The following is a 25,534-nucleotide window of genomic DNA, read 5'->3' as shown; positions in this document are numbered from 1 at the left end:
CCGCATGACCCCCTGGGTCATGCGGCCGCCGGCTGTCATCCGAGGTCTCTCCGCTGACGAACGGCCAGTTCCCGGCTTGGACCGTAGGGGTGGCGCCCTCGAGATACGGCCGAGATGTGCGGGCCGCACAATGAGCGCACCCCCGGGGCGTCACGTACACACCCGTAGGGACCACTCGAGGCTACGTCCAGGGAACAGGGAATGAGGCAGATCGCGTCATGCGCATTGCACTGAGCCAGATCGTCAGCGGCCCGCGCCCGGAGCGGAACCTTGCCGTCCTTCGGGAGCAGGCACACCGTGCCGCGGCGGCCGACGCCCGCTTGATCGTCTTCCCCGAGGCCGCCATGGCGTGCTTCGGCACCCCGCTGCGGCCGCTCGCCGAGCCGCTGGACGGGCCGTGGGCCACCGAGGTGCGGCAGATCGCCAAGGACACGGGTCTGGTGGTCGTGGCGGGGATGTTCACCCCGGCGCGCGATGGCCGGGTGGCCAACACCCTGCTGGTCACCGGTCCCGGGGTGGAGACCTCGTACGACAAGATCCATCTGTATGACGCCTTCGGTTACGCGGAGTCCGATTCCGTCGCGCCCGGTTCCAGGGTGGTGACCTTCGACCTCCAGGGCCTCCGGATCGGCCTGGCCACCTGCTACGACGTGCGCTTCCCCGAGTTGTTCCGGGCCCATGCCGACGCCGGCGCACATCTCTCCCTGCTGCCCGCTTCCTGGGGCGCGGGGCCCGGTAAGCGTGAGCAGTGGGAGCTGCTGATCCGGGCGCGGGCGCTGGACGCCACCGTCTGGCTGGCCGCCGTGGGCCAGGCCGACCCCGCGGCCACCGGCGCCCTGGAGACCGACGCGGCCGATCCGATGACCCCCACCGGCATCGGCCACAGCGCCGTGGTCGGCCCCGACGGGACCGTACGGCAGCGGCTGGGGGCGACGCCGGGGCTGCTGGTGGCGGAGATCGGCAGCGACGAGGTGACGGCTGTCCGGCGCAAGGTGTCCGTCCTGGCCAACCGGAGGCTCGGCCGAAACGCATGACGTCCGGAACGTATGCCGTCCGGAACATATGACGTACGGGCTGCCCGTACGGCGCTCACGGCGCACACTGGAAGCGCGCGCCGGGCGCGCGGGTGACGGGTGTCCGGGGGAGGAGGTCGCGATGGAATTCGACGTAGTCGTGGAGATCCCCGAGGGATCGCGCAACAAGTACGAGATGGACTTCGAGGCGGGGCGGATCCGGCTGGACCGGATGCTGTTCACCGCCACCAAGTACCCGGCCGACTACGGCTATATCGACCACACTCTGGGGCGCGACGGCGACCCGCTGGACGCCCTGGTCACGGTCGGTGAGCCCACGTTCCCCGGGTGCGTCATCGAGTGCCGGGCCATCGGAATGTTCTGCATGAGCGACGAGAAGGGCCCGGACGAGAAGATCCTTTGCGTTCCCGCCCACGATCCGCGCTACGGCGATGTGCAGGACATCGGCGATGTCTCCGAGTTCGACCGGATGGAGATCACCCACTTCTTCGAGGTCTACAAGGACTTGGAACCCGGCAAGTCCGTCGAGGGCTCCCACTGGGAGGGCCGCGACCGGGCCTACGCGGAGATAGCGGCCTCGCGGGTCCGGGCGGCGGAGTCGGTCCGCTGAGCCGGCCCGGGACGGCGGAGTCAGCCCGGGACGGCTGAGTCAGTTCGGGACTGCTGGGGCGTCCGGGGTGGCGCCCCGGTCGTTCTGAAGGGCCCACAGCTCCCGGAACAGCCCGGGGGAGTCGACCAGTTCCGTGAAGGTGCCCTGCTGGATCACCCGGCCCCGGTCCAGGACCACGATGCGGTCGGCCACGGCGACGTTCGCCAGGCGGTGGGTGACCAGGACGACCGCGCGGTCCTGTGGCACACCACCAGCCCCACCACCGCCCTGCGGTCCACCTGCCACGCCAGCACCAGCGCCCGCCGCACCAGCTGCGGCAGCCTGCGGGCCATCGAGCGGCTGGTGATCGGGTTCCGCTCGAACGCCGCGAGCGTGGCCGACCGGTACCGCAGCTCCTCGGCGGGCTGGGCAGCGGGCTGGGCTGCCATCGACCTGGGATGGGCTGCCATCGATCCCCCTTGTCGCCGTGCGTCGGTCCCACACGCTGCCGCACGGCCCACCACACCGCCCGGCATACGGCGCGCATCCACCCGAACGGGGCACGGCACGGCCAGGCCACCGGCCGTCAAGCTCGGCCGCGCGACTTCTGGGAGCGCCGGGAGAGCGAGTCGAGGACGACCGCGGCCAGCAGCACCCCGCCGGTGATCATGAACTGGAGGGCCGACTCGACGCTCAGCAGGGCCATGCCGGAGGAGAGCGACTGGATGACCAGGATGCCCAGCAGCGCGCACCAGGTCCGGCCGTGCCCGCCGAACAGGCTCGTACCGCCGATCACGGCCGCCGCGAGCGCGTTCAGCAGCAGGATGCCGGTGCCGGAGGGCTGGCTCACCGAGGTGATCCGCGAGGCCAGGAACAGCCCGCCGAGCGCGGCCATCGTGCCGGACACCATGAGGACCGAGATCCGCACCCATGTCACCCGCACCCCGGCCCGGCGGGCCGCCTCGACGCCGCCGCCCAGCGCGTACACCGTGCGGCCGTAGGGCGTGCGGCGCAGCAGCACATCCAGGGCGGCGACCAGGACCACGAAGATCAGCAGGGCGAGCGGCAGGCCCTGGAACTGGTTGAGCACATAGGCGGCCGCGAACGCGACCACCGCGATCGCCGCGGTGCGCACCACGATCTCGTGCAGCGGCCGGTACGGCATCTCCGCGGCCTTACGGCGCCGCCGGTCGCGGTACGCGGCGAGGAAGAAGGCGGCCGGGCCGAGGGCCGCGAGGCTGTAGGCGGCGGCGATGTCGTTGAAGTAGTAGGTGGTCAACTTGGCGACCAGCCCCTGGCTGTCGAGGTTGATGGTGCCGCTCTGGCCGAGCAGGTAGAGGGTGAGGCCGTTCCAGGCCAGCAGCCCGGCGAGGGTGACGACGACCGCCGGTACGCCGAATCTGGCGAAGAAGAACCCGTGCAGGGCCCCGATCAGCGAGCCCAGGAACACCGCGAAGATCAGGGCGAGCCATTCCGGCAGACCCTCGTTGACGGCCAGCACCGCGAAGACGGCCCCCGCCAGCCCGGCGACCGAGCCGACCGACAGATCGATCTCCCCGATCAGCAGCACGAAGACGATGCCGACGGCGATCAGGCCGGTGCCCACGATGTCCACGCTCAGATTGGACAGATTGCGCGGGGAGAGGAAGTTGTCGTTCAGGATCTCGAAGACGGCCCACAGCACGATCAGGCCGAGGCCGATCGGCAGCGCGCCCAGCTCCCCTTCGCTCAGCCGCCGCCGTATGTCGCCCAGGACGCCCTTGACGCGCCGCCGGCCGGGCACCAGAGCGCGGCCGGTCACAGCTCGGCCTCCCCGGGGCGGGGCGGACGGCGGGCATGGGAGGTGGCGCCGGTGATGGAGGAGATGATCTGTTCCTGGGACGTGGTCATCACATCGAAGAAGCCGTTGTTACGGCCCAGGCGCAACACCGCGGCCTGGTCCGCCACAGCCTTCACATCGCCCATGTTGTGGCTGATCAGCAGCACCCCGAGCCCGTGGTCGCGGAGCCGGTCCACCAGATCGAGGACGTGCGATGTCTGCTCGACGCCCAGGGATGCCGTGGGCTCGTCGAGCAGCAGCAGCCTGGGCTCGCCGAGCAGCGAGCGGGAGATCGCGACGGTCTGCCGCTGGCCGCCGGAGAGCGTGGCCACCGGGACACGCACATCGGGGATGCGGATGGACAGGCTTTCCAGCAGGCCACGCGTGCGGCGCTCCATCTCCACCTCGTCGAGGATGCCGAGCCTGCGCACCTCGCGGCCGAGGAAGATATTGCCGACGACATCGAGGTTCTCGCACAGCGCCAGGTCCTGGTAGACGGTCGCGATGCCCAGACTCTGTGCGTCGTGGGGGCGCCTGACCTGGACGGTGTGGCCCTGCCACTCGACGACGCCCTGATCGGCCGGGCCGACCCCGGCGATCACCTTGACGAGGGTGGACTTACCGGCGCCGTTGTCGCCCAGCAGGGCGACGACCTCACCGGTGTGGATCTCCAGATCGACGTCGGCGAGCGCCTGGACGGCGCCGAAACGCTTGGAGACGCCGCGCAACGCCAGCAGAAGCGGACCCGGCACGGTCACCATCTCCCCTACGGCATGAGCCCGGCCCTCTCACAGGCGGACCGGTACTGCGGGGTACAGATCTGGCCAATCGTGTACATACCGTTCTTGACCACCGTCTTCTTGATGGAGTGCACGGTCAGTGGGATCGGGCGGAGCAGCACGGCGGGTACGTCGCCATTCACCCGGTCCCTGGCGATGGGCCCGGGGCCCCTGCCGTGGGCCAGGGCGACGGCGATCTCGGCGGCCGCGTACGCCTCGGGCTCGAACGGCTTGTAGACGGTCATGTACTGCTCGCCGTCGACGATCCGCTGGATGGCCGCGAGCTCGGCGTCCTGGCCGGTGACCGGGGGGATCGGCCGGATGCTGTTGGCCCTGAGGGCGGCGATGATGCCGGAGGCGAGGCCGTCGTTGGCGGAGTAGACGCCGTTGATGCGATGGGGCCCGAGCGCGGCGATGGCGCCGGACATATCGGTGTAGGCGTTCTCCGGCCGCCATCCGGCCGCGTCGTACGACTTGTCGATCCTGACCCTGCCGGCGAGGACGGACAGCGCACCCTTCTTGAACGCGACCCCGTTCGGGTCGGCCTGGTCGCCGTTGATCATGACGATCCCGCGGTCGTGCGCGGGGCGGTGGCCCATGGCCCTCAGCAGCGCCCGCGCCTGGAGCCTGCCGACCTCCTTGCCGTCGAAGGAGACATAGGCCGAGATGGGGCCCTGGACGAGGCGGTCGTACGACAGGACCGGGATACGCGCGTCATGCGCCTTCTGGACCGCGGGCTGCATCGCCTTGGCGTCCACCGGGACCAGGACCAGGGCGTCCATGCCCCTGATGATCATGGAGTCCACCTGTTGCTGCTGGATGGCCACATCGCCCTGGGCGCTGACGGACCGCACCTCGCAGTCATGGCACAGCTGGTGGATCCGCCGCTCGATCAGGGGCCGGTCGAACCGGTCCCAGCGCGGGGTGGTGCTGTCCGGCACGAGCAGGCCGATCGTCGGCCGGCCCGCGGTCGGGGGCGGGACGGGCCGTACGGCGGTGCCGGACTCGGCGGCCTTGCCGCAGGCCCCCAGCACGAGGGCCAGGGACACCGCGGCCACGAGGACGACGGCATCGCGGGGACGACCTCTCACGATGGGATCCACCTCCTCATACGCACACGCGCTAGCGGGCGCCGTCCACAGCCCCGCCGTCCTGCGCCATGACGACCTCGCTCCACACCTGCTTGCCGCCGCTGACCGGCACCGAACCCCAGGTCGTCGACATCGCCTCGACCAGGAGCAGGCCCCGGCCGCCCGTCGACTCCCAGTCCACGAGCACCGGCTTGGCGGGCGCCCGCGGCGACGAATCGCTCACCGCGACCCGCAGCCGGTCCCCGGCCAGCGTGAGGTCGAGCCGCACCGGGCCCTGCGTATGCACCAGGGCGTTGGTGACCAGCTCGGAGACCACGAGCAGAACCCTGTCGGCCTCCTTGGACACACTCCAGGAGCGCAGCGTGCGGCCGGTGAAGCGGCGCGCGTGCATCACGGCGTCGGGCAGCCGCCACACCGCCCAGCCGGCCCGGGTCGGCCGGACCTTCATCCCGTCGTAGCGCAGCAACAGCAGGGCCACGTCGTCGTCGCGCCGGCTCAGATCGCCCAGCAGCGAGTCGGCCAGCCGTCCGGCGTCGGACGGATCCGCGTCGGAGAGCGCCCCGCGCACCCGCAGCAGACCGTCGTCCAGGGGGAGGCTCGCGGACTCGACCAGCCCGTCCGTCAGCAGGGTGAGCACCGTACCGGGGGTCAGCTCGACCGCGGTCATGGCGTACTCCGCGTCGGCGAGCACCCCCAGCGGCGGCCCGCCCTCGGCCTCCACCTCCTCGGTGGAGCCGTCCGGGTGGCGCAGCAGCGGCGGCAGATGTCCGGCCCGTACGAACCAGGCGTCGCCCTCCTCCATGTCCAGCTCGACATAGGCGCAGGTGGCGAACAGCTCCGTCTCCATGCCGACGAGCAGCCGGTTGGCGTGGCAGACGACCACGTCGGGCGGATGGCCCTCCACCGCGTAGGCCCTGATGGCCGTGCGTATCTGGCCCATGATGGTCGCGGCCCCGGCGCTGTGCCCCTGGACGTCGCCGATCACCAGCGCCACATGGCCGTTGGGCAGCGGGATGACGTCGTACCAGTCGCCGCCCACCTCGAGCCCGCTCATCGCGGGGAGATAGCGCGCCACGGCCACCCCGCCGGGGAGGTCGGGCAGCCTGCGGGGCAGCAGGCTGCGCTGCAGCATGGTGGCGAGCTCGTGCTCGGCGTCGTACGCATGGGCGCGCATCAGAGCCTGACCCACCAGGCCCGCCGTCGCGGTCAGCAGCGACCGCTCCTCCGGGCAGAACGCATGCGGCTCCTTCCAGCCGACCAGACAGACCCCGACCACCCGGCCCTGCGCCGGGAGCGGCAGGACGGCGAGGCCGCCGGCGCCCATGTCCGCGAGACCGGGCTCCAGGCGGCTGCCCGGGGGCAGCAGGGTGATCCGGTCCTCGCGCAGCGCGGTCTCCACCGTGGGCAGTACGCGGGTCGGCACATCGGGCCACTCCGACCGCCACTCGGACCGCCACATCCCCGGCCAGGCGCCCGGCTGCGGCGGGTCGAGGGCGGTCACCACCAGCCGGTCGCCCTCCAGCTCGGCGAGCGCCACCCGGTCGGCCCCCAGCGGCTCGCGCAGCGCGGCCGTCACCACCAGGCTGACGTCCCGGACGGTCATCGCGTTGGCCAGCGCCGCGGACAGCCGCTGCACCCGGGAGACCTCGTCGGCGGTGGGCCGCAGATACGAGGCGTCCGCCACCAGGCCAAGCAGCCGCTCGGGGGTGCCCACGGCATCGCCCTGGATCCGGCAGCACAGCCGCAGCCAGCGCAGCTCGCCGGTGGGCCGGCGGATCCGGAACTCCAGGTCACGGCCGCCGAGACTCAGCTGACCGGGCTCGACGATGGCCATCAGCGCGGGCAGGTCCTCCGGCACGGTATGCGCCAGCAGCGTCTCCACCCGTCCGTCGAACGCCTCCGGAGAGATGTCCACCAGCTCCAGCAGCTGCGCGTCCGCGTCGATCCGCCCGGTGTTCAGCACCAGGGTGAACGAGCCGACGTGAAGGTGGTCGAGCGCCGAGCGCAGCACCGACAGCGGCCCGCCCCGGTCCGGCGCCCCGCCGCCGACGTCGTGGGCCGGTGTGCCCGCCTTGAGCTGGGCGGCGATCTGGTCGGCGTACAGCTCCAGGAAATTGCGCTGCTCGGCGTCGAAGCCGTCCCCGGGAAAGACCACGACCAGGCAGCCGAGCCGCCTGCCGTCCGCCCCCAGCGGCAGCGCGCCCAGCGACATATCGGCCGGGAGGGCTTGCGGGGCGTTCTCCCCGTAGGCGGCGAGCTTCGCGGAGGTCGACCACTGGGGCCGCCCGGTGCGGAAGGCGTCGGCGACGGGGGAGCGCCCGGACAGCGGATAGCTGGTCGGCAGCCCGTACAGGGCGCGCGGACCGCCGGCCGTCTCGGTCAGCCGCAGCTCGTCGCCGTCCGCGGACAGTACGTAGACAGCCGTCAGCGCCGCCGTGGCGAACACCAGGGCCTGCTCCGTCACGGCGTGCTCCATCGTCGGCTGCCGGAGGCCGACACCGGACGCCCCGACATCCTGGTCCCTCCTCGGCCGCGTGATGTCCACTCCGGAGCCGCCTTGGCCGGCCATGTCGCCATTCCACCTCCTGGCCGCGCCTGCGTGCCACCCACACACGTGATGGCGCTCACACAAACAGGATGGCATAGCCGCCACGGAACGAGCGGGGTCCGGCTGAACGCTGGTGATCTGCGGAAACGGATCTCCGGGAGTGATCTCCGGCAACGGATCTTCAGGGCGGATCCTGAGGCGGGGGTCTTGAGGTGGGGGTCTTGCGAGGCGGGAGGCAGCGTTCATATGCCTAACCCGCGCCGCACGGCATACGCCGCCCGAGCCCCGCGAGCCGTAGAGCGCTGCGCCATTCAGGGTAATTCGCGGTCATCTCTATGGCGTAACCGTGTTGACGGCGCGCCTACTAGTCGTACTGACCGGTGGGTTTCCCCATCTGCCGGGGGACGGCGACGCGTATGTGACGCAGCGTCAGTCGCCGTGATGAGCCCCCCTGACACATGAAGCGCCCGCTCCGCCCGGCTCAAGGCTGCACGCGGCGCGACACGGCCCACCGTCATCCATCCACAGCACACAGCAGCACGCAGCTCGGAGGGCTCATCATGCCTAGTCCCACGTTCACCCTGGTGACCGTATCGCCGAATCCGGCGGTCGTCGGCCAGTCCTTCACCGTCACCGCCACCGTGATCCCGTTCGGATTCGGGACCCCCACGGGCAACGTGACGATCTCCATCCCCGGAGCGACACCTCCCTCGCAGAGCCCGGCGCTGGTGGGCGGCGTGGCCTCGGCGAACTTCACCAGCTCGACCCCCGGTGTTCTCCCGATCACCGCCACGTACTCCGGCGACGCCAACTTCACGGGCTCCACCGGCTTCGGCACCGTGCTCATCCTCCAGGGCACGACGACCACCTCGGTGGTCTCGACGCCGGACCCGTCGGCGCTGGGGCAGAACGTGGCGATCACCGCCACGGTCACCGCGGTCGCCCCCGCGACGGGCACGCCGACCGGCTCGGTCACCTTCGTCGTCACCGGCTCCGGAGGCGGAACGTTCAACGCGCCCCTGAACGGCGTCGGCCAGGCCACGATCAACCTGAACACCCTGGGGGCCGGTACGCACGCCATCACCGCGATCTACAGCGGCGACACGAAGTTCCTGCCATCCACCGGCTTCGACACGCAGACGGTGACCCCCGGACCGGCGGCCACGACCACGACGGTGAGCGACGTGCCGGACCCGTCGGTCTTCGGGCAGCCGGTCACGTTCACCGCCAACGTCACGACGAACCCGCCCGCCACGGGCATCCCGACCGGTACGGTCTCCTTCACCATCAGCGGCCCCGGCGGCACGGTCACCGGCAGCGGGACGTTGGTCGCCGGCGTGGCGACCTTCACCACCAGCGCCCTCAACGCCAACGCCACCGCGTACACCGTGACCGCCGTCTACAACCCCAGCACAACGAACTTCCTCACCTCGACGGGGACCGGCTCCCACCAGGTGAACAAGGCGAACACGCTGACCACGGTCACCTCCTTCCCCGACCCCAGCACGACGGGAAGTCCCATCACCTACATCGCCTTCGTGGCAGCGGTGCCTCCGGGTGCCGGCACCCCCACGGGGAACGTCACCTTCACCGTCACGGACTCCGGGAGCAACGTCGTCTCGGGGCCCACCAGTGTGGCGCTGGACAGCAACGGCTTCGCGGTGTTCAACGACACCACCGTCCTGGTGGCCGGCACCTACACGGTCTCGGCGACCTACGGCGGAAGCGGCAATTTCAACACGTCGGGCGCCTCCGACCCGCACGTCGTGACCGGCACGTGAGCGGGCCGAACCCCGCCTGAAGCCGCCGGGCGCTGAAAACAGTGACGGCCGCCTCCCGAGTGGGTGGCGGCCGTCACCGCTGTATCTGACTGCCGTTATGTCAGACGACCTCGGCTCACACGTCGTAGTAGAGCTCGAACTCGTGCGGGTGCGGACGCAGCTGCAGCGGAGCGATCTCGTTGGTGCGCTTGTAGTCGATCCAGGTCTCGATCAGGTCCGAGGTGAAGACATCGCCCTGGAGCAGGAACTCGTGGTCGGCCTCGAGGGAGTCGAGAACGGCCGGGAGCGAGGTCGGGACCTGCGGGACGCCCGCGTGCTCCTCGGGGGCCAGCTCGTAGAGGTCCTTGTCGATCGGCTCGGCCGGCTCGATCTTGTTCTTGATGCCGTCCAGACCCGCGAGGAGGAGGGCGGAGAAGGCCAGGTACGGGTTGCCGGAGGAGTCCGGGGCGCGGAACTCGACGCGCTTGGCCTTCGGGTTGGAGCCGGTGATCGGGATACGCATCGCGGCGGAGCGGTTGCGCTGCGAGTACACCAGGTTGACCGGGGCCTCGAAGCCCGGGACCAGACGGTGGTAGGAGTTCACCGTCGGGTTGGTGAAGGCCAGCAGCGACGGGGCGTGCTTGAGGATGCCGCCGATGTAGTAGCGGGCGGTGTCCGAGAGGCCCGCGTAGCCCTGCTCGTCGTAGAACAGCGGGGAGCCGCCCTGCCACAGCGACTGGTGGACGTGCATGCCCGAGCCGTTGTCACCGAAGATCGGCTTCGGCATGAAGGTCGCGGTCTTGCCGTTCCGCCACGCCACGTTCTTGACGATGTACTTGAACAGCTGCAGGTCGTCGGCCGCGGCGAGCAGCGTGTTGAACTTGTAGTTGATCTCGGCCTGACCGGCGGTGCCCACCTCGTGGTGCTGGCGCTCGACCTGGAGACCGGACTTGTTCAGCTCGAGGCTGATCTCGGCGCGCAGGTCGGCGAAGTGGTCGACCGGCGGGGTCGGGAAGTAGCCGCCCTTGTAGCGGACCTTGTAGCCGCGGTTGTCCTCCAGCGCACCGGTGTTCCAGGCGCCCGCCTCGGAGTCGATGTGGTAGAACGCCTCGTTCGACTTGGTCTCGAAGCGGACGCTGTCGAACACGTAGAACTCGGCCTCGGGGCCGAAGTACGCGGTGTCGGCGATACCGGTGGAGGCGAGGTAGGCCTCGGCCTTCTTGGCGATGTTCCGCGGGTCACGGCTGTACTGCTCACCCGTGATCGGGTCGTGGATGAAGAAGTTGATGTTGAGCGTCTTGTCCCGGCGGAACGGGTCGACACGGGCCGTCGACAGGTCGGCACGCAGGGCCATGTCGGACTCGTGGATCGCCTGGAAGCCGCGGATCGACGAACCGTCGAAGGCGAGCTCCTCGTGCGGGTCGAACGCCTCCGCCGGTACGGTGAAGTGCTGCATGACGCCGGGAAGGTCACAGAACCGGACGTCGACGAACTTGACGTCCTCGTCCGAGATGAACTTCCGAGCGTCGTCGGCGTTCTGGAACATCCAACTCCTCCTAGCCCGGCCGCGGGGGACGGGGATTTGTTCGGTCGCGCGGCTCATGTGCGGCTGGCGCGCTGGGGCCGACCATAGGCAGACGGGATTTCCCAAGCATGACCCATTTGTTTCACCCAGGTTAACCGGCATACGTCTGGTGTGCGTGGGGCATGTGAGGCCGGGGCCCGGTCCGCAGGGAATGTATGCCGTCGCAGTACCGTGGTCCGGTGGACAAGAGGCAAGCAATCGGATCATGGCTCTCCGGGCCGCGCGCGGCCGCCGAGGACATGGGCGTCGAGCTGGGATACCGGGGCGAGGCACTGGGGCTGCCCGAGAGCGGGCCGGGCTCCATCGCGCCCATCGGGCGCCGCCTCGGGGCGCTGCTCATCGACTGGGGACTGTGCCTGCTCGTCTCCTACGCGCTGCTGTCCGGCGGCAAGGCGCAGGCGGCGGGCAACTGGGCGCTCGCCGTCTTCTTCGTACTGAGCGTGGTCACCGTCGGCACGGTCGGCTGCACGCCCGGCAAGCTGCTGCTGAAGCTGCGCGTGATCTCCGCGAGCGGCGGGCGGCTGAGTCTGCCGCGGGTGGTGCTGCGCAGTGTGCTGGTGCTGATCGTGATCCCCGCGGTGGTCTGGGACCGGGACACCCGCGGTCTGCACGACCGGTTCGCGAACTCGGTGCAGATCCAGGCCTGAGGCCGGCTGAGGACGGTGCTCGTACGACTGGGCTGAGACGACTGCTGAAACGACTGGGGCGGCCCGGAATCTCGATTCCGGGCCGCCCCAGTCGTATGCGGTCCTGTTGTGCTTGGTGTACGGGGCTCAGCGGCCCTTCGGCATCCGCATCCCCTTGGGCATCGGGCCCTTGGGGATCGGCATGTTGCTCATCAGATCGCCCAGCGCCCGCAGCCGGTCGTTGACCGCGGTCACCTGGCCGCCGGGCAGCACCCGCGGCAGCTTCAGCAGCTTGGTGCGCAGCTTCTTGATCGGCACCTGGTCCTCACCGGTGCCCACGATCACATCGTGCACCGGGACATCCGCGACGATGCGCGCCATCCGCTTCTTCTCCGCGGCCAGCATGGACTTCAGCCGGTTCGGGTTGCCCTCCGCGACCAGCACGATGCCCGCCTTGCCGACGGCCCGGTGGATGACGTCCTGGTTGCGGTTCATCGCCACCGCGGGCGTCACCGACCAGCCACGGCCCACGTTCTCCAGCACCGCCGCCGCCGCGCCCGGCTGTCCTTCCATCTGTCCGAAGGCCGCTCGCTCGGCACGGCGGCCGAAAACGATCGCCATCGCGAGGAAGGCCAGGACGAAGCCCAGGATGCCCAGGAAGATCGGGTGGTCGATCCAGAAGCCGATCGCGAGGAAGACACCGAACGTGACGATTCCCACCGCGGCGACGACAAGACCGACCTTTGAGTCGACCTTCTTGGTCATCTTGTAGGTCAGGGCGATCTGCTTCAGCCGCCCGGGGTTCTCGGATGTTTCCTTCCTCGCCATACAGCGAAGTTTACGTGGCCTGGGAAGCCCCGGTGGACACGGCCTCCAGTACGTGCTCGGCCTCGTGACGGTCCTTCGCGCGGCGCCGGTCCTCCAGGACCGCGGTCCAGGCGTTACGGCGGGCGGTGCGCTGCCCGCCGCCCAGCAGCAGCCCCTCCAGAACGAGCAGTGCGTCGGTGACGGACGGCGGGCGTACGGGCGCGGCCGACATGGGTCCCCCTCGGGAGCAGCGGATGATCAGAGCCCACACACAGAACGTTGTGTGGCTTAATCGTTACCCAAAGGTGTTACCAGCGCGTGACCGGCCGGTCAAACACCGATGAAGCCTTGAAATGCCGCTGGTCTCGCTCTGACCAGCGGCATTGTCCAAGGTGCGAGCGTGCGTGTGCCCGTACTCACATAGCGTGTTGGTCACATCCGGTGGTCATACCGCCTGAGCGGCCACCGCGCTACCGCGCTTTTCGACCGCCTGCTGGTAGAGCCGGCCCGCGCGGTACGAGGAGCGGACGAGCGGGCCGGACATGACACCGGCGTAGCCGATCTCCTCCGCCTCCTCCTTCAGCTCCACGAACTCCTGGGGCTTGGCCCAGCGGTCCACCGGGTGGTGCCGGACGCTCGGCCGCAGATACTGCGTGATCGTGATCAGCTCGCACCCCGCGTCGTACAGGTCCTGGAGCGCCTGGCTGATTTCCGCCCGCTCCTCGCCCATGCCCAGGATCAGGTTGGACTTGGTGACCAGACCCGCCTCACGCGCCTTGGTGATCACCTCGAGCGAGCGCTCGTAGCGGAAGCCGGGGCGGATGCGCTTGAAGATCCGCGGGACGGTCTCCACATTGTGCGCCAGCACCTCGGGGCGGGCGGAGAAGACCTCGGCGAGCTGCTCGGGCACCGCGTTGAAGTCCGGGATCAGCAGCTCGACGCCGGTGTCCGGCATCAGCGAGTGGATCTGGCGGACCGTCTCGGCGTACAGCCAGGCGCCGCCGTCCTCGAGGTCGTCGCGCGCGACACCGGTGACCGTCGCGTACTTCAGCTCCATGGACTGGACGGACTCGGCGACCCGGCGCGGCTCGTCCCGGTCCAGGGCCTGCGGCTTACCGGTGTCGATCTGGCAGAAGTCACAGCGCCGGGTGCACTGGTCGCCGCCGATCAGGAAGGTCGCCTCGCGGTCTTCCCAGCATTCGTAGATGTTCGGACAGCCCGCCTCCTGACACACGGTGTGCAGGCCCTCGCGCTTCACCAGGCCCTGCAGCTCGGTGTACTCGGGACCCATTTTCGCGCGGGTCTTGATCCACTCGGGCTTGCGCTCGATGGGCGTCTGGCTGTTCCGGACCTCAAGGCGCAGCATTTTGCGTCCGTCGGGTGCGACTGCGGACACGTCCGGCACTCCTTAGTGCTTGTCAGTAGTGCTTGTCAGTGCTTGGAGAGGCATCGAATCTTTGGTGAACCCCAGCGTACGCCCGTCATTCGTACGCCCTTACGGCCAGGGACCCCGCCAGAGAACGGAATGGCCCCCGGGGACCATTCCCCGGGGCCGGGGCCGGGGCCGGGGCCGGGGCCGGGGCAGCGGTCAGACGGCGCGCGGTAGCGGTACGGCGGACTCCATGACGGTCCGCAGATGCTTCTCGATCACCGGAACCACCTCCGTCACGGAGATATCGCGGCCCAGCTCCTCCGAGAGCGAGGTCACCCCCGCGTCGCGGATCCCGCACGGCACGATCCGGTCGAACCAGGTGGTGTCGGGGTTGCAGTTCAGCGAGAAGCCGTGCATCGTCACGCCCTTGGCGACCCGCACCCCGATCTGGGCGAGCTTGCGGTCCTCGCGGCGCTGCCCGGCGTTGGACGGGGCGTACTCCGGGCCGTTCAGCCGCGGGTCGAACTCCTCGTCGGCCACGCGCGGATCGAAGTCCAGGTTCAGCCCGCCCAGCGCGCGGCGCTCCTCCACCGGATCGCCCAGCACCCACACCCCGCTGCGGCCCTCGACCCGGGTGGCCTCCAGACCGAACTCCGCACAGGTCAGCAGCAGGGCCTCCTCCAGACGCCGTACATGCGCGACGACGTCCACCGGACGCGGCAGCTTGACGATCGGATAGCCGACGAGCTGCCCCGGACCATGCCAGGTGATCTTGCCGCCGCGGTCCACGTCCACCACCGGGGTGCCGTCCAGGGGGCGCTCGTCGTCCGCCGTGCGCCGGCCCGCGGTGTAGACCGGCGGGTGCTCAAGCAGCAGACAGGTGTCCGGCGCCTCATCGGCGAACCGAGCGGCGTGCACCCGCCTCTGCTCCTGCCATGCCTCCTGGTACTCGACGGCGTCCGCCCCGAACCCCAGATGGACAAAGCGCAGCTCACTCACGGCGGCAATCCCTTCGGACCTCGTACAGCGCTCCGGCGCCCGACTCCGGGCGCCTCAGCCACTGTACGTCCGGCGAATCCGGCCCCCGCATCCGGATCGTTCTCCCCCGACGCCGCACCCGACCCCTCACACGATCGGATGAATGCGGGGCGACCGAGACGATCAGTGCCTCAGCGGCGGCTACTTTCGGGCCGTTTCCACGAAGCGATCAGGGAGACCGGCAGGCTGATGACGGAACGACCTCCGCAGCGCATTCCCAACCGTCAGCTCGCCGCGCTCATCGCGGAGGCTGGCTTCTCCAACGCCGGGCTCGCCCGGCGGGTCGACCAGCTCGGCCTCGAGCACGGCCTGGACCTGCGGTACGACAAAACATCCGTGACCCGATGGCTGCGCGGACAGCAGCCGCGCGGCACCACCCCGGCGCTGATCGCCGAGGTCTTCACCCGGCGCCTGGGGCGCCGGCTCACCGCCCAGGACCTGGGCCTCGACGCATGCGCCCCGGTCTACGCCGGGCTGGAGTTCGCCGCCACCCCGCAGGAGGCGGTGGACATCGTCAGCGGGCTGTGGCGCAAGGACTCCGGCAGCCAGGCCGAACTGCGCAAGATCGCCTTCACCCCGGCCGGTCTTGTGGTCCCCAGCCGCGACTGGCTGATCGGGCGGCCCGACGACAAGGTGGCGCGCGGCGAGCCACCGACGGCACCCGCCGCCGCGGGCCCACCAGGGCCCAGGGTGGCGGGCCGTACCCCCGGCCCGCCGGCCGGCCGGGCGCCGCTGCCCCGGCAGCGGCAGGCGGACCGCTCCCAGCGCGGGCCCGGCTACCGGGTCACCGCCGGGGACATCGCCGCACTGCGGTCGGTGGGCGAGCTGTTCCGCTCGCTGGACCAGACGTACGGCGGCGGACACGCGCGACAGGCCCTGGTGCGCTATCTGGAACACGAGGGCGAGCCCATGCTGCGCGGCACCTACGGAGAGGCGACCGGGCGGCGGCTGTTCGCGGCGATCGCCGATCTGACCCGGCTGGCCGGCTGGACGTCGTACGACATCGCCGCCCACGGCCTGGCCCAGCGCTACTTCGTCCAGGCGCTGCGGCTCGCACAGGCGGCCGGGGACCGGCCGTACGGCAGCTATGTGCTGGTCACGATGAGCCGCCAGGCCGTCTACCTGGGCCACGGACGGGAAGCCGTCCAGCTGGCCCGGGTGGCCCAGCAGGGCATGGGCGCCGGCGCCCCGCCCGCCCTGCAGTCCCTGCTGCACGCCGTGGAGGCCCGGGGCCACGCCGTGCTCGGCGAGGTCCGGGCCTGTACCGCGTCGCTGGCGCGCGCCGAGCGCGCACTGGAGACGTCCCGGCCCGCGGACGACGTGCCCTACTGGGCGCGGTTCTTCGACGAGGCGCAGCTGGCCGACGAGTTCGGCCACTGCCATCGCGATCTCCAGCAGTACCGCGCCGCCGCCCAGCACGCCGAGCGCTCGCTCCAGCTGCGCGGCAAGGCGTTCGCGCGCAGCAGGCTGTTCTGCCGCGTGGTGCTGGCGACGGCCCGGCTGGGCCTCGGCGAGCTGGAGCAGGCCTGCGCGCTGGGCGCGGAGGCGGCGCAGCAGGCGGCCGAGATGCGGTCGGCGCGGGCCATGGACTACGTACGCGACTTCGAGCGGCGGCTGGAGCCGTACCGGGACGCGGCGGCGGTACGGGGGTACCGGGACCGGGTGGCGGCGCTGGGGTAGGGCCTGGGTTGAAGGTAGGGCCTGGGCTTGGGCGCGGGGCGGCGGGCGAAACCCCCGCCGCCCCGCAGGTCCTCCGGGCGTGGCGGGTCAGGCCGCCGCCGCGTCCGGGGCTGTGGGCTCGGCGCCGGGGAGGGCGCCGAGGTCGTGGAGGATCGCCCGGGCGGCGCGGCGGCCGGAGACGAGAGCTCCCTGCACGGTGCTTGAGTCGCGGTGGTCCCCGCATACGTACAGGCCGGACAGCAGCCGGACCGGGCGCCGCAGGTCGTGCGGGGCGGGCATGGCGGGGACCGCGTACGGGTCGTGATGCGCGGCCAGCAGGTCCCAGCCGACGGTGGAGGTGCCGTAGACCGCGGCGAGTTGGGCCCGGGCGGCCCGGTCGAGTTCGGCGGTCGGCAGGGCCGCGGCGGCGCCGAGGACCGTGGAGGTGATCAGGACCCGGCCGGGCGGGGTGCGCGACGGGTCGACCTCGCTGGCGACGGCGGTGTGGGCCACCGGGCCGTGGTCCCCGGCGGTGAGCACCAGCGCGGGCTCGCGCAGCGGCGAACTGTCCGCGGTGTGGTGCAACACGGTGACCGGGTGGAAGGACGGCAGCCGCAGCCCGGGGAGGAGGTCGGCCGCGGCGCGGGCGCCGGTGGCCACCAGGATCGAACGGCAGGCGATCTCGCCGTGTTCGGCGGTGGCCACGGCGGTCGTGGAGGCCGTCACGGCGCGTATGCCGGTGCGTACCGTACCCGGCGGCAGGGCCGCGGCCAGCAGCTCGGGGACGGCCGAGGCGCCGCCCGCGGGCAGGCACAGGCGGCCTCGCGCGTAGCCGCGCAGCACCAGGTCGGCGCAGCGGCTCGAGGTGGTCAACTCGGGGTCGCTGAGCAGCGAGACGAGCAGCGGGCGGAGAAAGCCCTCGACGGTACGGGCCGGCAGCCCGCGCCCGGCCAGGGTCTCGGCGACGGGCCGGTCCGGGCGGGTGAGGAGGCGGTCGGCGGGCAGTGCGGCGAGCCTGCCGAGGGCGGCGCCGAGGCGGGCCTGGTCGAGCGCGCCACCGAGGGGCGCACGGGCGGCGTTCGCGAGGGCGCGTGCGGTGGTCAGTGCGCCCCTCGTGCCCCGGCCGCTTGCGCCCCGGCCGTTCGCACCCCGCTCACTCGTCACCCGCCCATGCGTTCCGCGCCCGCTCGTGCCCCGGCCGCCGGTTCCCCAACTGCCGGTTGCCCAGCCACCGGTGCCCGTGGCGCCGACCCGGTGGGTGCGGCCGTCGGCGCGCACCAGCACACCCGGGGAGAACGGGCGCAGCACCAGCCCGCCGAGCCCAGGGGTGCGCTGGAGCTCCGGGAAGGAGGTGTTGACCAGTTGCCCGCTGCGGTCCAGCCGGAAGCCGTCGAGCAGATCGGTGGCCATCCGGCCGCCCACCTGGGGCGCGGCTTCCAGAACGGTGACCGTCACCCCCGCGCTGGTCAGCTGATGGGCCGCGGCCAGCCCCGCCAGTCCGGCTCCCACGATGACGACGTCCGTCCGGTGCGCGCTGGTGAGCACGTGCCCTCCCCGAGGTCGGTGCGTACGCTAAGGGGCCTGCTGCCCCCGACCGGCAGCCCGGGTGCGTACATTCCGCAACTCGGGTTCCCTGGGCCGGTCATGACAGTACGGACAAAAATGGTCGATGCCAGACGCGCATCGACCGAGCATGGGCGCACAGCGGTCGCACGTTTGTCCGGCAGGGCGTCAGTGCCGGGCCGGTGGGGCTCCGGTGGGGCTCAGCGGCGACCGGCGGCGCGCGCCTCCAGCGCGGCCCGCAGCGCCTGCTCGATCTCCGGGTGGGTGAAGGAGAACCCCGAGTCCAACAGCCGCCGCGGCACCGCCCGTACGCTGCCCAGCACATCGCTGGAGAGCTCGCCGAGGGCAAGCCGCAGCGCGGGCGCGGGGACGGACAGCAGCGTCGGCCGGCCCAGCACCCGGCCCATGGCGGCGGTCACCTCCCGGTTGGTGATCGGCTCGGGCGCCGTGAGGTTGACCGGGCCCACGAGCTCATCCGTGGCCAGGATGTGGCGCAGCGCGGCGATGTGGTCGTCCAGGGCGATAAAGCTCCAGTACTGGCGGCCACTGCCCATCCGGCCGCCGAGGCCGAAGCGGAACAGCGGAAAGAGCCGCCCCCAGGCCCCGCCCTCAGCGGCCACCACAAGACCCGTGCGCGCGAACACGGTCCGTACGCCCGCCTCCTGGGCCGGCGCGGCCGCCTCCTCCCACTGCTGGCACAGGTCGGCGAGAAACCCGTCACCGGGGGGCGCGCTCTCGTCCACCACGCGCCCCCCGGTGTCCCCGTAGAAGCCGACCGCGCTGGCACTCACCAGCACCCGGGGCGGAGCGTCGAGCGAGGCCACGGCCTCGGCGACGGCGGTCGTGCCGAGCACCCGGCTGTCCCGCAACTCCTTCTTGTACGCATCGGTCCAGCGGCGATCGCCGATCCCCGCACCCGCGAGATGCACCACCGCTTCACAGCCCGCGAGCCCTTGCGGGTCCACCCACTGCCGCTGCGGATCCCACTGGACCTCGTCCTCCGCCCGGGGCGCGCGCCGCACCAGACGCACCACCTGGTGGCCGTCCGCGTGCAGGGAGCGGACGAGAGCCGTGCCGATGAGCCCGGACGAACCGGTGATCGCGATACGCATGGGCCCATCCTGCCCGCCATCGTGTACGGGACGTCGGAGGCGGGTGGTGAACGCGGGGGCGAGGGCGGGCAAGAGGGTGGACGTGAGAGGGCGAACTCATGCGCGGTCGGGCCGGCATGGCACAGTGGCCCACATGTCCGATCTGACCATCCGACCCGCCGCCCTCTCCGACGAAATGACGCTCGCCGACCTGGACCGGCGCAGCTGGTCCCCGCTGCACTCCGTACAGCCGCCCCCGCACCCGGACGACCCCTTCTTCACCGACCGGAACCGGCCCGACCACCTGCTGATCGCCGAGGCCGACGGACGGACGGCGGGCTTCATACGCCTCGTCCCGCCGACCCCGCTGGCCTGCAACGCGCACGTACGCGCGATCCAGGGCCTGGCGGTGGACGACTGGGCGCGCGGCCGGGGCGTGGCGCGGGCGCTGCTCGGCGCGGCGTACGGGGAGGCCAGGCGCCAGGGGGCGGTCCGGATCACGCTGCGGGTGCTCGGGCACAACGCCCCGGCTCGGCGGCTGTACGAGTCCGAGGGCTTCGCGGTGGAGGGCGTGCTGCCGGGGGAGTTCCTGCTGGAGGAGGAGTACGTGGACGACGTACTGATGGGGCGCGCTCTCTGAGCCCCTGCCCCTGCCCTCGCTGAGTCAGCCGCGGAAGCGTTCCCACAGCCGGGGGAACCGCTCCTCCAGCGCCCCCTCGTCCGCCAGGTCGAGGACCGCGCCGACCGGTTCGGCCGACCGCGCCGGCAGGCCCAGGTCCGGCAGGACCGCGCCGGTCAGCTGCTCGTATGCCTCGTCCGCCGCGAAACCCAGGTCCTCGCAGTCCCCGTCCACCTGCTCGTCGAAGCCCTCCAGCAGCTCGGCGAGGTCGTCCGGCTCGTGCACCGCGCCCTCGAACACCTCCCGGCCCTGGCCGATCAGCCAGTAGCGGAAGGCGTCGAAGGCGTCGTCGCCCACATCCCCCAGCAGGAGTTGGGCCGCGCCCCACAGATCCCAGCGGTAGGCGCGGTTGGAACGGGCCTCGAAGTGGCGGGCGAAGTCCAGAACGGCGTCCGGATCGAGCTGGGACAGCCGGTCGACGAGCAGGTCGGACTGGTCCTCGGGGTCGCCCTCGGCCGCATCCCGAGCGCTGTCGACCAGCTCCCAGAACTCCGTCTCGTCCATCACGGGACCAGCATCGGCCCTCACGCGCGCCCGCGCACGCCGGAGCGGCCCGGAATGCAAGGCGACAGAAAAAAGACGACAGAAGATGGCGGGATTCACTGCGAAGGTCGGAGGCGTTCACACCACACCAGTCCGAGAAGGGACATACGTACGTGAGTACACAGGGCGCACTGGCGGGCAGGGTCGCACTCGTCGCGGGGGCGACACGCGGCGCGGGCCGGGCGATGGCCGTGGAACTGGGGGCGGCGGGGGCCACCGTCTACGCGACGGGGCGCACCACGCGCGAGAAGGTCAGCGAGGTCGGGCGGACGACGGAGACCATCGAGGAGACGGCGGAGCTGGTCACGGCCGCGGGCGGCACGGGGATCGCGGTACCGGTCGACCATCTGGTGCCCGAGCAGGTGCGGGCGCTGGTGGAGCGGATCGAGGACGAGCAGGGGCGGCTTGACGTGCTCGTCAACGATGTGTGGGGAGGCGAGCACCTGGTCACCTTCGACAAGAAGACCTGGGAACTGGAGCTGGAGAACGGGCTCCGGATGCTCCGCCTCGGCGTCGAGACCCACCTCGTCACCAGCTACTACGCGCTGCCGCTGCTGATCCGGCGGCCGGGCGGGCTGGTGGTGGAGGTGACCGACGGCACGGCCGAATTCAACAAGACCTACCGCGAGAACCTGTTCTTCGACCTCACCAAGAACGCCCCCATCCGGACGGCCTTCGGGCTCGCCCAGGAACTGAAGGAGTTCGGCGGCACGGCCGTCTCCATCACCCCGGGCTTTCTCCGCTCCGAGCAGATGCTCGACCACTTCGGGGTGACCGAGGAGAACTGGCGCGACGCCGTCGCACGAGAGCCGCACTTCGCCATCGCCGAGACGCCGCACTTCGTCGGACGGGCGGTCGCGGCGCTCGCGGGGGACCCGGAGCGGGCGCGGTGGTCGGGGAAGTCGGTGTCCAGCGGGGAGCTGGCCAAGGAGTACGGCTTCACGGATGTGGACGGCTCGCGGCCGGATGCGTTCGGCTACTTCCAGGATGTGGTTTTCGGCGGGAAGGAAGGGACGGCAGAGGACTACCGGTAGAGCTCCGCGGCGCGGGCGGCCGCCGCGGCGAAGCGCCGGCGCAGCTCCGGCGGCGCCAGCACCTCCGCTTCGGGGCCGAGGGTCAGCAGCTGTTCGTACGCCACGTCCAGCGACTCCACGGGCAGGGTGACGGTGATCCGCCCCTGCCCGTCCCCCTCGGCTCCCTCGGCCCCCTCGGCGGCCTTGGCCGCCGCCACGGCCTCCTGGCCCGCCGTACGGTCCGTCGCATACGGCAGCCGCCGCGCGCCCTCCTCGGTCAGCCGCAGCACGACGTTCTCGCGCAGCAGCGAGCGGACGAACTGGGCGGCCCGCTCCTCCCAGAACGCGGGGAGGTCGAAGTCCGCCAGCCGATCGAAGCGGCTGTGGCGGTTCGTACCGGCGCTGGTCGGCGACGCGGCGGTGAAACGGTCAACCCGGTAGACGCGGAAGTCGCCGCCCTCGACCCGCGCCGCCAGGTACCAGACGCCCGCCTTCAGGACCAGGCCGTACGGCTCCAGCTCCCGCCCCACCTCCGTGTCCCGGCGGCGGTAGCGGGCGGTGATCCGGCGGTCGTCCCATACGGCGTCGGCGATGGCGGGCAGCAGGTCCGGCGTCTCGGGCTCCTGCCACCAGCCAGGGGCGTCGAGGTGGAAGCGCTGGGCGGCGGTGTGCGAGGCGTCGCGCAGCTCCGGGAGGAGCGCGGCGGACACCTTCAGCCGGGCGGCGGAGGCGGCGTCCGCCAGCCCCATGCCACGCAGCGCGGCCGGCACCCCGGACAGGAACAGCGCCTCGGCCTCCGTACGGCCGAGGCCGGTCAGCCGGGTGCGGTAGCCGCCGACCAGGCGGTAGCCGCCGCTGCGGCCCCGGTCCGCGTAGACCGGGACCCCGGCCTCGGAGAGCGCTGCCACATCACGCGTGACCGTACGCTCCGAGACCTCCAGCTCCCGAGCCAGCTCGGCCCCCGTCATCGAGGGCCGGGACTGGAGCAGCAGCACAAGACGGATCAGCCGGGCGGCACGCATGCGCCCATCATGCCGCGCCCAGCCGTCCACGACCGGGGTGTGCCCCCCCCGGGGCCCCGCCCGGGACGCGGCGCGGCCACTGCCGGTGGCGCCTCGCAGGGGTGGGCTGGAGGGGCCGCCGGCAGTGGCCGGGGTGGGGGAGGGGCGAGGCCCCTCAGATGCCGTAGCGTTCGGCCGCTTCCTTCGCCGCCGTGGGCTTGACCTCGCCGCGGCGGGCGAGGCGGTTCAGGGCGGTGGTCACGATGGCCGGGGCGTCGACGCCGAAGTGGCGGCGGGCGGCCTCGCGGGTGTCGGAGAGGCCGAAGCCGTCCGTGCCGAGGGAGTACCAGTCCTGTTCGACCCACTGGTTGATCTGGTCGGGGACGGTGCGCATCCAGTCGCTGACGGCGAGGACCGGGCCCGGTGCGCCTGCCAGGGCACGGGTGACGTACGGGACCCGGTCTTCACCGTTGAGCTGCGCCGCGTCACAGGACAGGGCGTCACGGCGCAGCTCGCTCCAGGAGGTGGCGGACCACACGTCGGCGGCCACGCCCCAATCGTCGGCGAGAAGTTTCTGGGCCTCCAGAGCCCAGTGAATGGCAGTGCCTGAGGCGAGGAGCTGGATGCGCGGGGCGCCCTCGTCCGTCAGCTCGGCCGACTTGTAGCGGTACAGGCCCTTGAGGATGCCCTCCTCGACGCCCTCGCCGGTGGGCATGGGCGGCTGGACCTTGGTCTCGTTGTAGACGGTCAGGTAGTAGAAGACGTCCTCGGCGTCCGGGCCGTACATCCTCCGCAGACCGTCCCGCACGATCGCGCCGACCTCGTACGCGAAGGCCGGGTCGTACGCGATCGCCGCCGGGTTGGTGGAGGCGATGAGGTGGGAGTGGCCGTCGGCGTGCTGCAGGCCCTCGCCGGTCATCGTGGTGCGGCCGGCCGTGGCGCCGATCAGGAAGCCGCGGCCGAGCTGGTCGCCCAGCGCCCACATCTGGTCGGCGGTGCGCTGCCAGCCGAACATCGAGTAGAAGATGTAGAAGGGGATCATGGGCTCGCCGTGTGTCGCGTACGACGTCGCGGCGGCGGTGAAGTCGGCCATCGAACCGGCTTCGGTGATGCCCTCGTTGAGGATCTGGCCGTTGGCCGCTTCCTTGTAGTAGAGCAGCTGGTCGCGGTCGACCGGGTCGTAGGTCTGGCCGAGCGGGGAGTAGATCCCGGCGGTCGGGAAGAGCGACTCCATGCCGAAGGTGCGCGCCTCGTCGGGGACGATCGGCACCCAGCGGCGGCCGGTCTCCTTGTCCCGCATCAGGTCCTTGACCAGGCGGACGAACGCCATGGTGGTGGCGATCTCCTGGCTGCCGGAGCCCTTGGCCAGGGCCTCGAAGGGTTTGGCCGACGGCTCTGGCAGGGCGACCGGGTGGACCTTGCGGGCCGGGGCGGGGCCGCCGAGGGCGGCGCGGCGCTCCTGGAGGTAGCGCACCTCGGGGGAGTCGGCGCCGGGGTGGACGTACGGGACCAGCTTGTCGTCCAGCGCGCTGTCCGGGATGGGCAGTTCCAGGAGGTCGCGCATGGCGCGGAACTCCTTGCCGCTCAACTTCTTCATCTGGTGGTTCGCGTTGCGCGACTCGAAGCCGGGGCCGAGCGTGTAGCCCTTGACGGTCTGGGCGAGGACGACGGTCGGGGCGCCCTTGTGCTCCATGGCCGCGCGGTACGCCGCGTACACCTTGCGGGGCTCGTGGCCGGCCCGGGAGGTGTGGAAGCACTCGGCGAGCTTGGCGTCCGTCAGACCCTGGCCGAGCCGGGCGAGCTCGGGGCCGGCGCCGAAGAAGTGGTCGCGGATGTACGCGGCGTCGCGCGTCGCGTACGTCTGGAACTGGGCGTCGGGGACCTCGCGCAGCCGGCGCAGCAGTGCGCCGGAGGTGTCGAGGGCCAGCAGCTCGTCCCAGGCGGAGCCCCACAGGGCCTTGACGACATTCCAGCCGGCGGCGCGGAACTGCGCCTCCAGCTCCTGCACGATCTTGAAGTTGGCGCGCACCGGGCCGTCGAGCCGCTGCAGGTTGCAGTTGATGACGAAGGTGAGGTTGTCCAGGCCCTCGCGGCCGGCCAGGGCGAGCGCCGCGGTCGACTCGGGCTCGTCCATCTCGCCGTCGCCGAGGAAGGCCCATACGTGGGAGCCGGCGGTGTCCTTGATGCCGCGGTTCGCGAGGTAGCGGTTGAACCGGGCCTGGTAGATCGCGGAGATCGGGCCGAGGCCCATGGAGACGGTGGGGAACTCCCACAGCCAGGGCAGCCGCCGCGGATGCGGGTAGGAGGGCAGGCCCGAGCCGCCCGCCTCGCGGCGGAAGTTGTCCAGGTGGGCCTCGGTCAGCCGGCCGTCGAGGAAGGCGCGGGCGTAGATGCCGGGGGAGGCGTGGCCCTGGATGTAGAGCTGGTCGCCCGACCCGTCGGTCTCCTTGCCGCGGAAGAAGTGCTGGAAGCCCGTCTCGTAGAGCCAGGCGGCGGAGGCGAAGGTGGCGATGTGGCCGCCGAGGCCGTCACGGCTGCCGCGGGTGACCATCGCGGCCGCGTTCCACCGGTTCCAGGCGGTGATCCGCCGCTCCATGTCCTCGTCGCCGGGGAAGGAGGGCTCGGCGGCGGTCGGGATGGAGTTGACGTAGTCCGTCTCGAGCAGCGGGGGCAGCCCGAGACCGGCGGTCTCGGCGCGCTCCAGCGTGCGCCGCATCAGGTACGAGGCGCGGTGCGGGCCGGCGGCCCGGGTGACGGCATCCAGGGACGCGCCCCATTCGGCGGTCTCCTCGGGGTCGCGGTCCGGGAGCTGGTCGAGCTCGCTGGGCTGCTGCGGAACGGGCTGCTGGATGGGCTGCTTCCGGTTGGCTGCGGCCATCCCTCCGTTGACGAGGTCGGTCATGTCTTGACTGTAAATTCTGATCGATGATCGATCAA

General features: G+C 71.5%; 21 protein-coding genes and 1 pseudogene. 7 read left to right on the top strand and 15 right to left on the bottom strand.

Translation table 11 applies throughout. The features are described 5' to 3' along the window. Positions 1 to 218 precede the first annotated feature (218 nt). Both ACWDSL_RS25570 and ACWDSL_RS25565 read left to right on the top strand, forming a co-directional pair. Positions 219 to 1,034, top strand: coding sequence for a carbon-nitrogen hydrolase family protein (locus ACWDSL_RS25570; protein ID WP_450489116.1), 816 nt, complete (start codon positions 219 to 221; stop codon positions 1,032 to 1,034). 121 nt (positions 1,035 to 1,155) lie between these two features. Then, positions 1,156 to 1,644, top strand: coding sequence for an inorganic diphosphatase (locus ACWDSL_RS25565; protein WP_450489114.1), 489 nt, complete (start codon positions 1,156 to 1,158; stop codon positions 1,642 to 1,644). Positions 1,645 to 1,683: 39 nt separating this feature from the next. Here the strand turns inward: ACWDSL_RS25565 and ACWDSL_RS25560 are convergent. The 5 genes and pseudogenes from ACWDSL_RS25560 to ACWDSL_RS25540 form a co-directional block, all read right to left on the bottom strand. Continuing rightward, positions 1,684 to 1,884 (bottom strand): annotated as a pseudogene (locus tag ACWDSL_RS25560) (hypothetical protein); the annotation flags it as partial. Positions 1,885 to 2,209: 325 nt separating this feature from the next. Beyond that, positions 2,210 to 3,424, bottom strand: a complete 1,215-nt coding sequence (locus tag ACWDSL_RS25555; RefSeq protein ID WP_450489112.1) for a sugar ABC transporter permease — start codon at positions 3,422 to 3,424, stop codon at positions 2,210 to 2,212. Then, positions 3,421 to 4,203, bottom strand: coding sequence for an ATP-binding cassette domain-containing protein (locus ACWDSL_RS25550; RefSeq protein WP_450489110.1), 783 nt, complete (start codon positions 4,201 to 4,203; stop codon positions 3,421 to 3,423). Before ACWDSL_RS25550 ends, ACWDSL_RS25555 begins: the two co-directional genes overlap by 4 nt. Before the next feature lie 5 nt (positions 4,204 to 4,208). After that, complete coding sequence (locus ACWDSL_RS25545) at positions 4,209 to 5,312, bottom strand: substrate-binding domain-containing protein (RefSeq protein WP_450489108.1); 1,104 nt, start codon at positions 5,310 to 5,312, stop codon at positions 4,209 to 4,211. Between the two features lie 31 nt (positions 5,313 to 5,343). After that, positions 5,344 to 7,788, bottom strand: coding sequence for a SpoIIE family protein phosphatase (locus tag ACWDSL_RS25540; protein WP_450489128.1), 2,445 nt, complete (start codon positions 7,786 to 7,788; stop codon positions 5,344 to 5,346). Between the two features lie 632 nt (positions 7,789 to 8,420). Here ACWDSL_RS25540 and ACWDSL_RS25535 point away from each other — a divergent pair. Continuing rightward, entirely contained in the window at positions 8,421 to 9,641 is a 1,221-nt protein-coding gene (locus ACWDSL_RS25535; protein ID WP_450489106.1) for an Ig-like domain repeat protein, read from the top strand. Positions 9,642 to 9,756: 115 nt separating this feature from the next. On the opposite strand, the gene glnA is transcribed toward ACWDSL_RS25535, so the two are convergent. Beyond that, positions 9,757 to 11,166, bottom strand: coding sequence for a type I glutamate--ammonia ligase (gene glnA / locus ACWDSL_RS25530; RefSeq protein WP_450489104.1), 1,410 nt, complete (start codon positions 11,164 to 11,166; stop codon positions 9,757 to 9,759). A 218-nt stretch (positions 11,167 to 11,384) separates the two neighbouring features. Here glnA and ACWDSL_RS25525 point away from each other — a divergent pair, with 218 nt between their 5' ends. Further along, positions 11,385 to 11,852 (top strand): RDD family protein, encoded by a 468-nt coding sequence (locus ACWDSL_RS25525; protein ID WP_450489102.1) that lies wholly within the window; start codon positions 11,385 to 11,387, stop codon positions 11,850 to 11,852. A gap of 126 nt (positions 11,853 to 11,978) precedes the next feature. Here the strand turns inward: ACWDSL_RS25525 and ACWDSL_RS25520 are convergent, their stop codons facing one another. From ACWDSL_RS25520 to lipB, 4 genes are all read right to left on the bottom strand, one after another. Beyond that, positions 11,979 to 12,659, bottom strand: coding sequence for a DUF4191 domain-containing protein (locus ACWDSL_RS25520; protein ID WP_089506212.1), 681 nt, complete (start codon positions 12,657 to 12,659; stop codon positions 11,979 to 11,981). Between the two features lie 10 nt (positions 12,660 to 12,669). Next, positions 12,670 to 12,870 carry an SCO2195 family GlnR-regulated protein gene (locus ACWDSL_RS25515; protein WP_089506213.1) on the bottom strand — a complete coding sequence of 67 codons (201 nt, stop codon included), beginning with the start codon at positions 12,868 to 12,870 and terminating at the stop codon, positions 12,670 to 12,672. Positions 12,871 to 13,083: 213 nt separating this feature from the next. Continuing rightward, positions 13,084 to 14,034 (bottom strand): lipoyl synthase, encoded by a 951-nt coding sequence (lipA, locus tag ACWDSL_RS25510; RefSeq protein ID WP_450489100.1) that lies wholly within the window; start codon positions 14,032 to 14,034, stop codon positions 13,084 to 13,086. A 192-nt stretch (positions 14,035 to 14,226) separates the two neighbouring features. After that, on the bottom strand, positions 14,227 to 15,009 hold the full coding sequence (gene lipB, locus ACWDSL_RS25505; protein WP_450489098.1) for a lipoyl(octanoyl) transferase LipB: 783 nt from the start codon (positions 15,007 to 15,009) through the stop codon (positions 14,227 to 14,229). Positions 15,010 to 15,237: 228 nt separating this feature from the next. Between lipB and ACWDSL_RS25500 the strand changes: the two genes are divergently transcribed. Next, on the top strand, positions 15,238 to 16,728 hold the full coding sequence (locus ACWDSL_RS25500) for a regulator (protein ID WP_450489096.1): 1,491 nt from the start codon (positions 15,238 to 15,240) through the stop codon (positions 16,726 to 16,728). 87 nt (positions 16,729 to 16,815) lie between these two features. On the opposite strand, the gene ACWDSL_RS25495 is transcribed toward ACWDSL_RS25500, so the two are convergent. Both ACWDSL_RS25495 and ACWDSL_RS25490 read right to left on the bottom strand, forming a co-directional pair. Next, positions 16,816 to 18,252, bottom strand: a complete 1,437-nt coding sequence (locus ACWDSL_RS25495) for an NAD(P)/FAD-dependent oxidoreductase (protein WP_450489094.1) — start codon at positions 18,250 to 18,252, stop codon at positions 16,816 to 16,818. A 218-nt stretch (positions 18,253 to 18,470) separates the two neighbouring features. Beyond that, positions 18,471 to 19,382: a TIGR01777 family oxidoreductase gene (locus ACWDSL_RS25490; protein ID WP_450489092.1), complete on the bottom strand. Its 912-nt coding sequence runs from the start codon at positions 19,380 to 19,382 to the stop codon at positions 18,471 to 18,473. Positions 19,383 to 19,515: 133 nt separating this feature from the next. Here ACWDSL_RS25490 and ACWDSL_RS25485 point away from each other — a divergent pair, with 133 nt between their 5' ends. Next, positions 19,516 to 20,001: an N-acetyltransferase family protein gene (locus ACWDSL_RS25485; RefSeq protein ID WP_450489090.1), complete on the top strand. Its 486-nt coding sequence runs from the start codon at positions 19,516 to 19,518 to the stop codon at positions 19,999 to 20,001. A 24-nt stretch (positions 20,002 to 20,025) separates the two neighbouring features. Here the strand turns inward: ACWDSL_RS25485 and ACWDSL_RS25480 are convergent, their stop codons facing one another. Then, positions 20,026 to 20,544 (bottom strand): DUF4240 domain-containing protein, encoded by a 519-nt coding sequence (locus ACWDSL_RS25480; RefSeq protein ID WP_450489126.1) that lies wholly within the window; start codon positions 20,542 to 20,544, stop codon positions 20,026 to 20,028. 152 nt (positions 20,545 to 20,696) lie between these two features. Between ACWDSL_RS25480 and ACWDSL_RS25475 the strand changes: the two genes are divergently transcribed. Next, the gene (locus ACWDSL_RS25475; protein ID WP_450489088.1) at positions 20,697 to 21,617 is read left to right on the top strand and encodes an SDR family oxidoreductase; all 921 of its coding nucleotides are present in this window, start codon (positions 20,697 to 20,699) and stop codon (positions 21,615 to 21,617) included. Here ACWDSL_RS25475 and ACWDSL_RS25470 read toward each other — a convergent pair. Together ACWDSL_RS25470 and aceE are read right to left on the bottom strand one after the other, a co-directional pair. Continuing rightward, the gene (locus ACWDSL_RS25470) at positions 21,608 to 22,618 is read right to left on the bottom strand and encodes a helix-turn-helix transcriptional regulator (RefSeq protein WP_450489086.1); all 1,011 of its coding nucleotides are present in this window, start codon (positions 22,616 to 22,618) and stop codon (positions 21,608 to 21,610) included. The genes ACWDSL_RS25475 and ACWDSL_RS25470 overlap by 10 nt on opposite strands. A gap of 154 nt (positions 22,619 to 22,772) precedes the next feature. Beyond that, positions 22,773 to 25,475, bottom strand: coding sequence for a pyruvate dehydrogenase (acetyl-transferring), homodimeric type (gene aceE, locus ACWDSL_RS25465; protein ID WP_450489124.1), 2,703 nt, complete (start codon positions 25,473 to 25,475; stop codon positions 22,773 to 22,775). Positions 25,476 to 25,534: the final 59 nt, after the last annotated feature.

It is taken from the genome of Streptomyces sp. NPDC000941 (assembly GCF_053599555.1).
The sequence above is the reverse complement of the archived record's forward strand: the minus strand, read 5'-3'. Positions and strand labels throughout refer to the sequence as shown.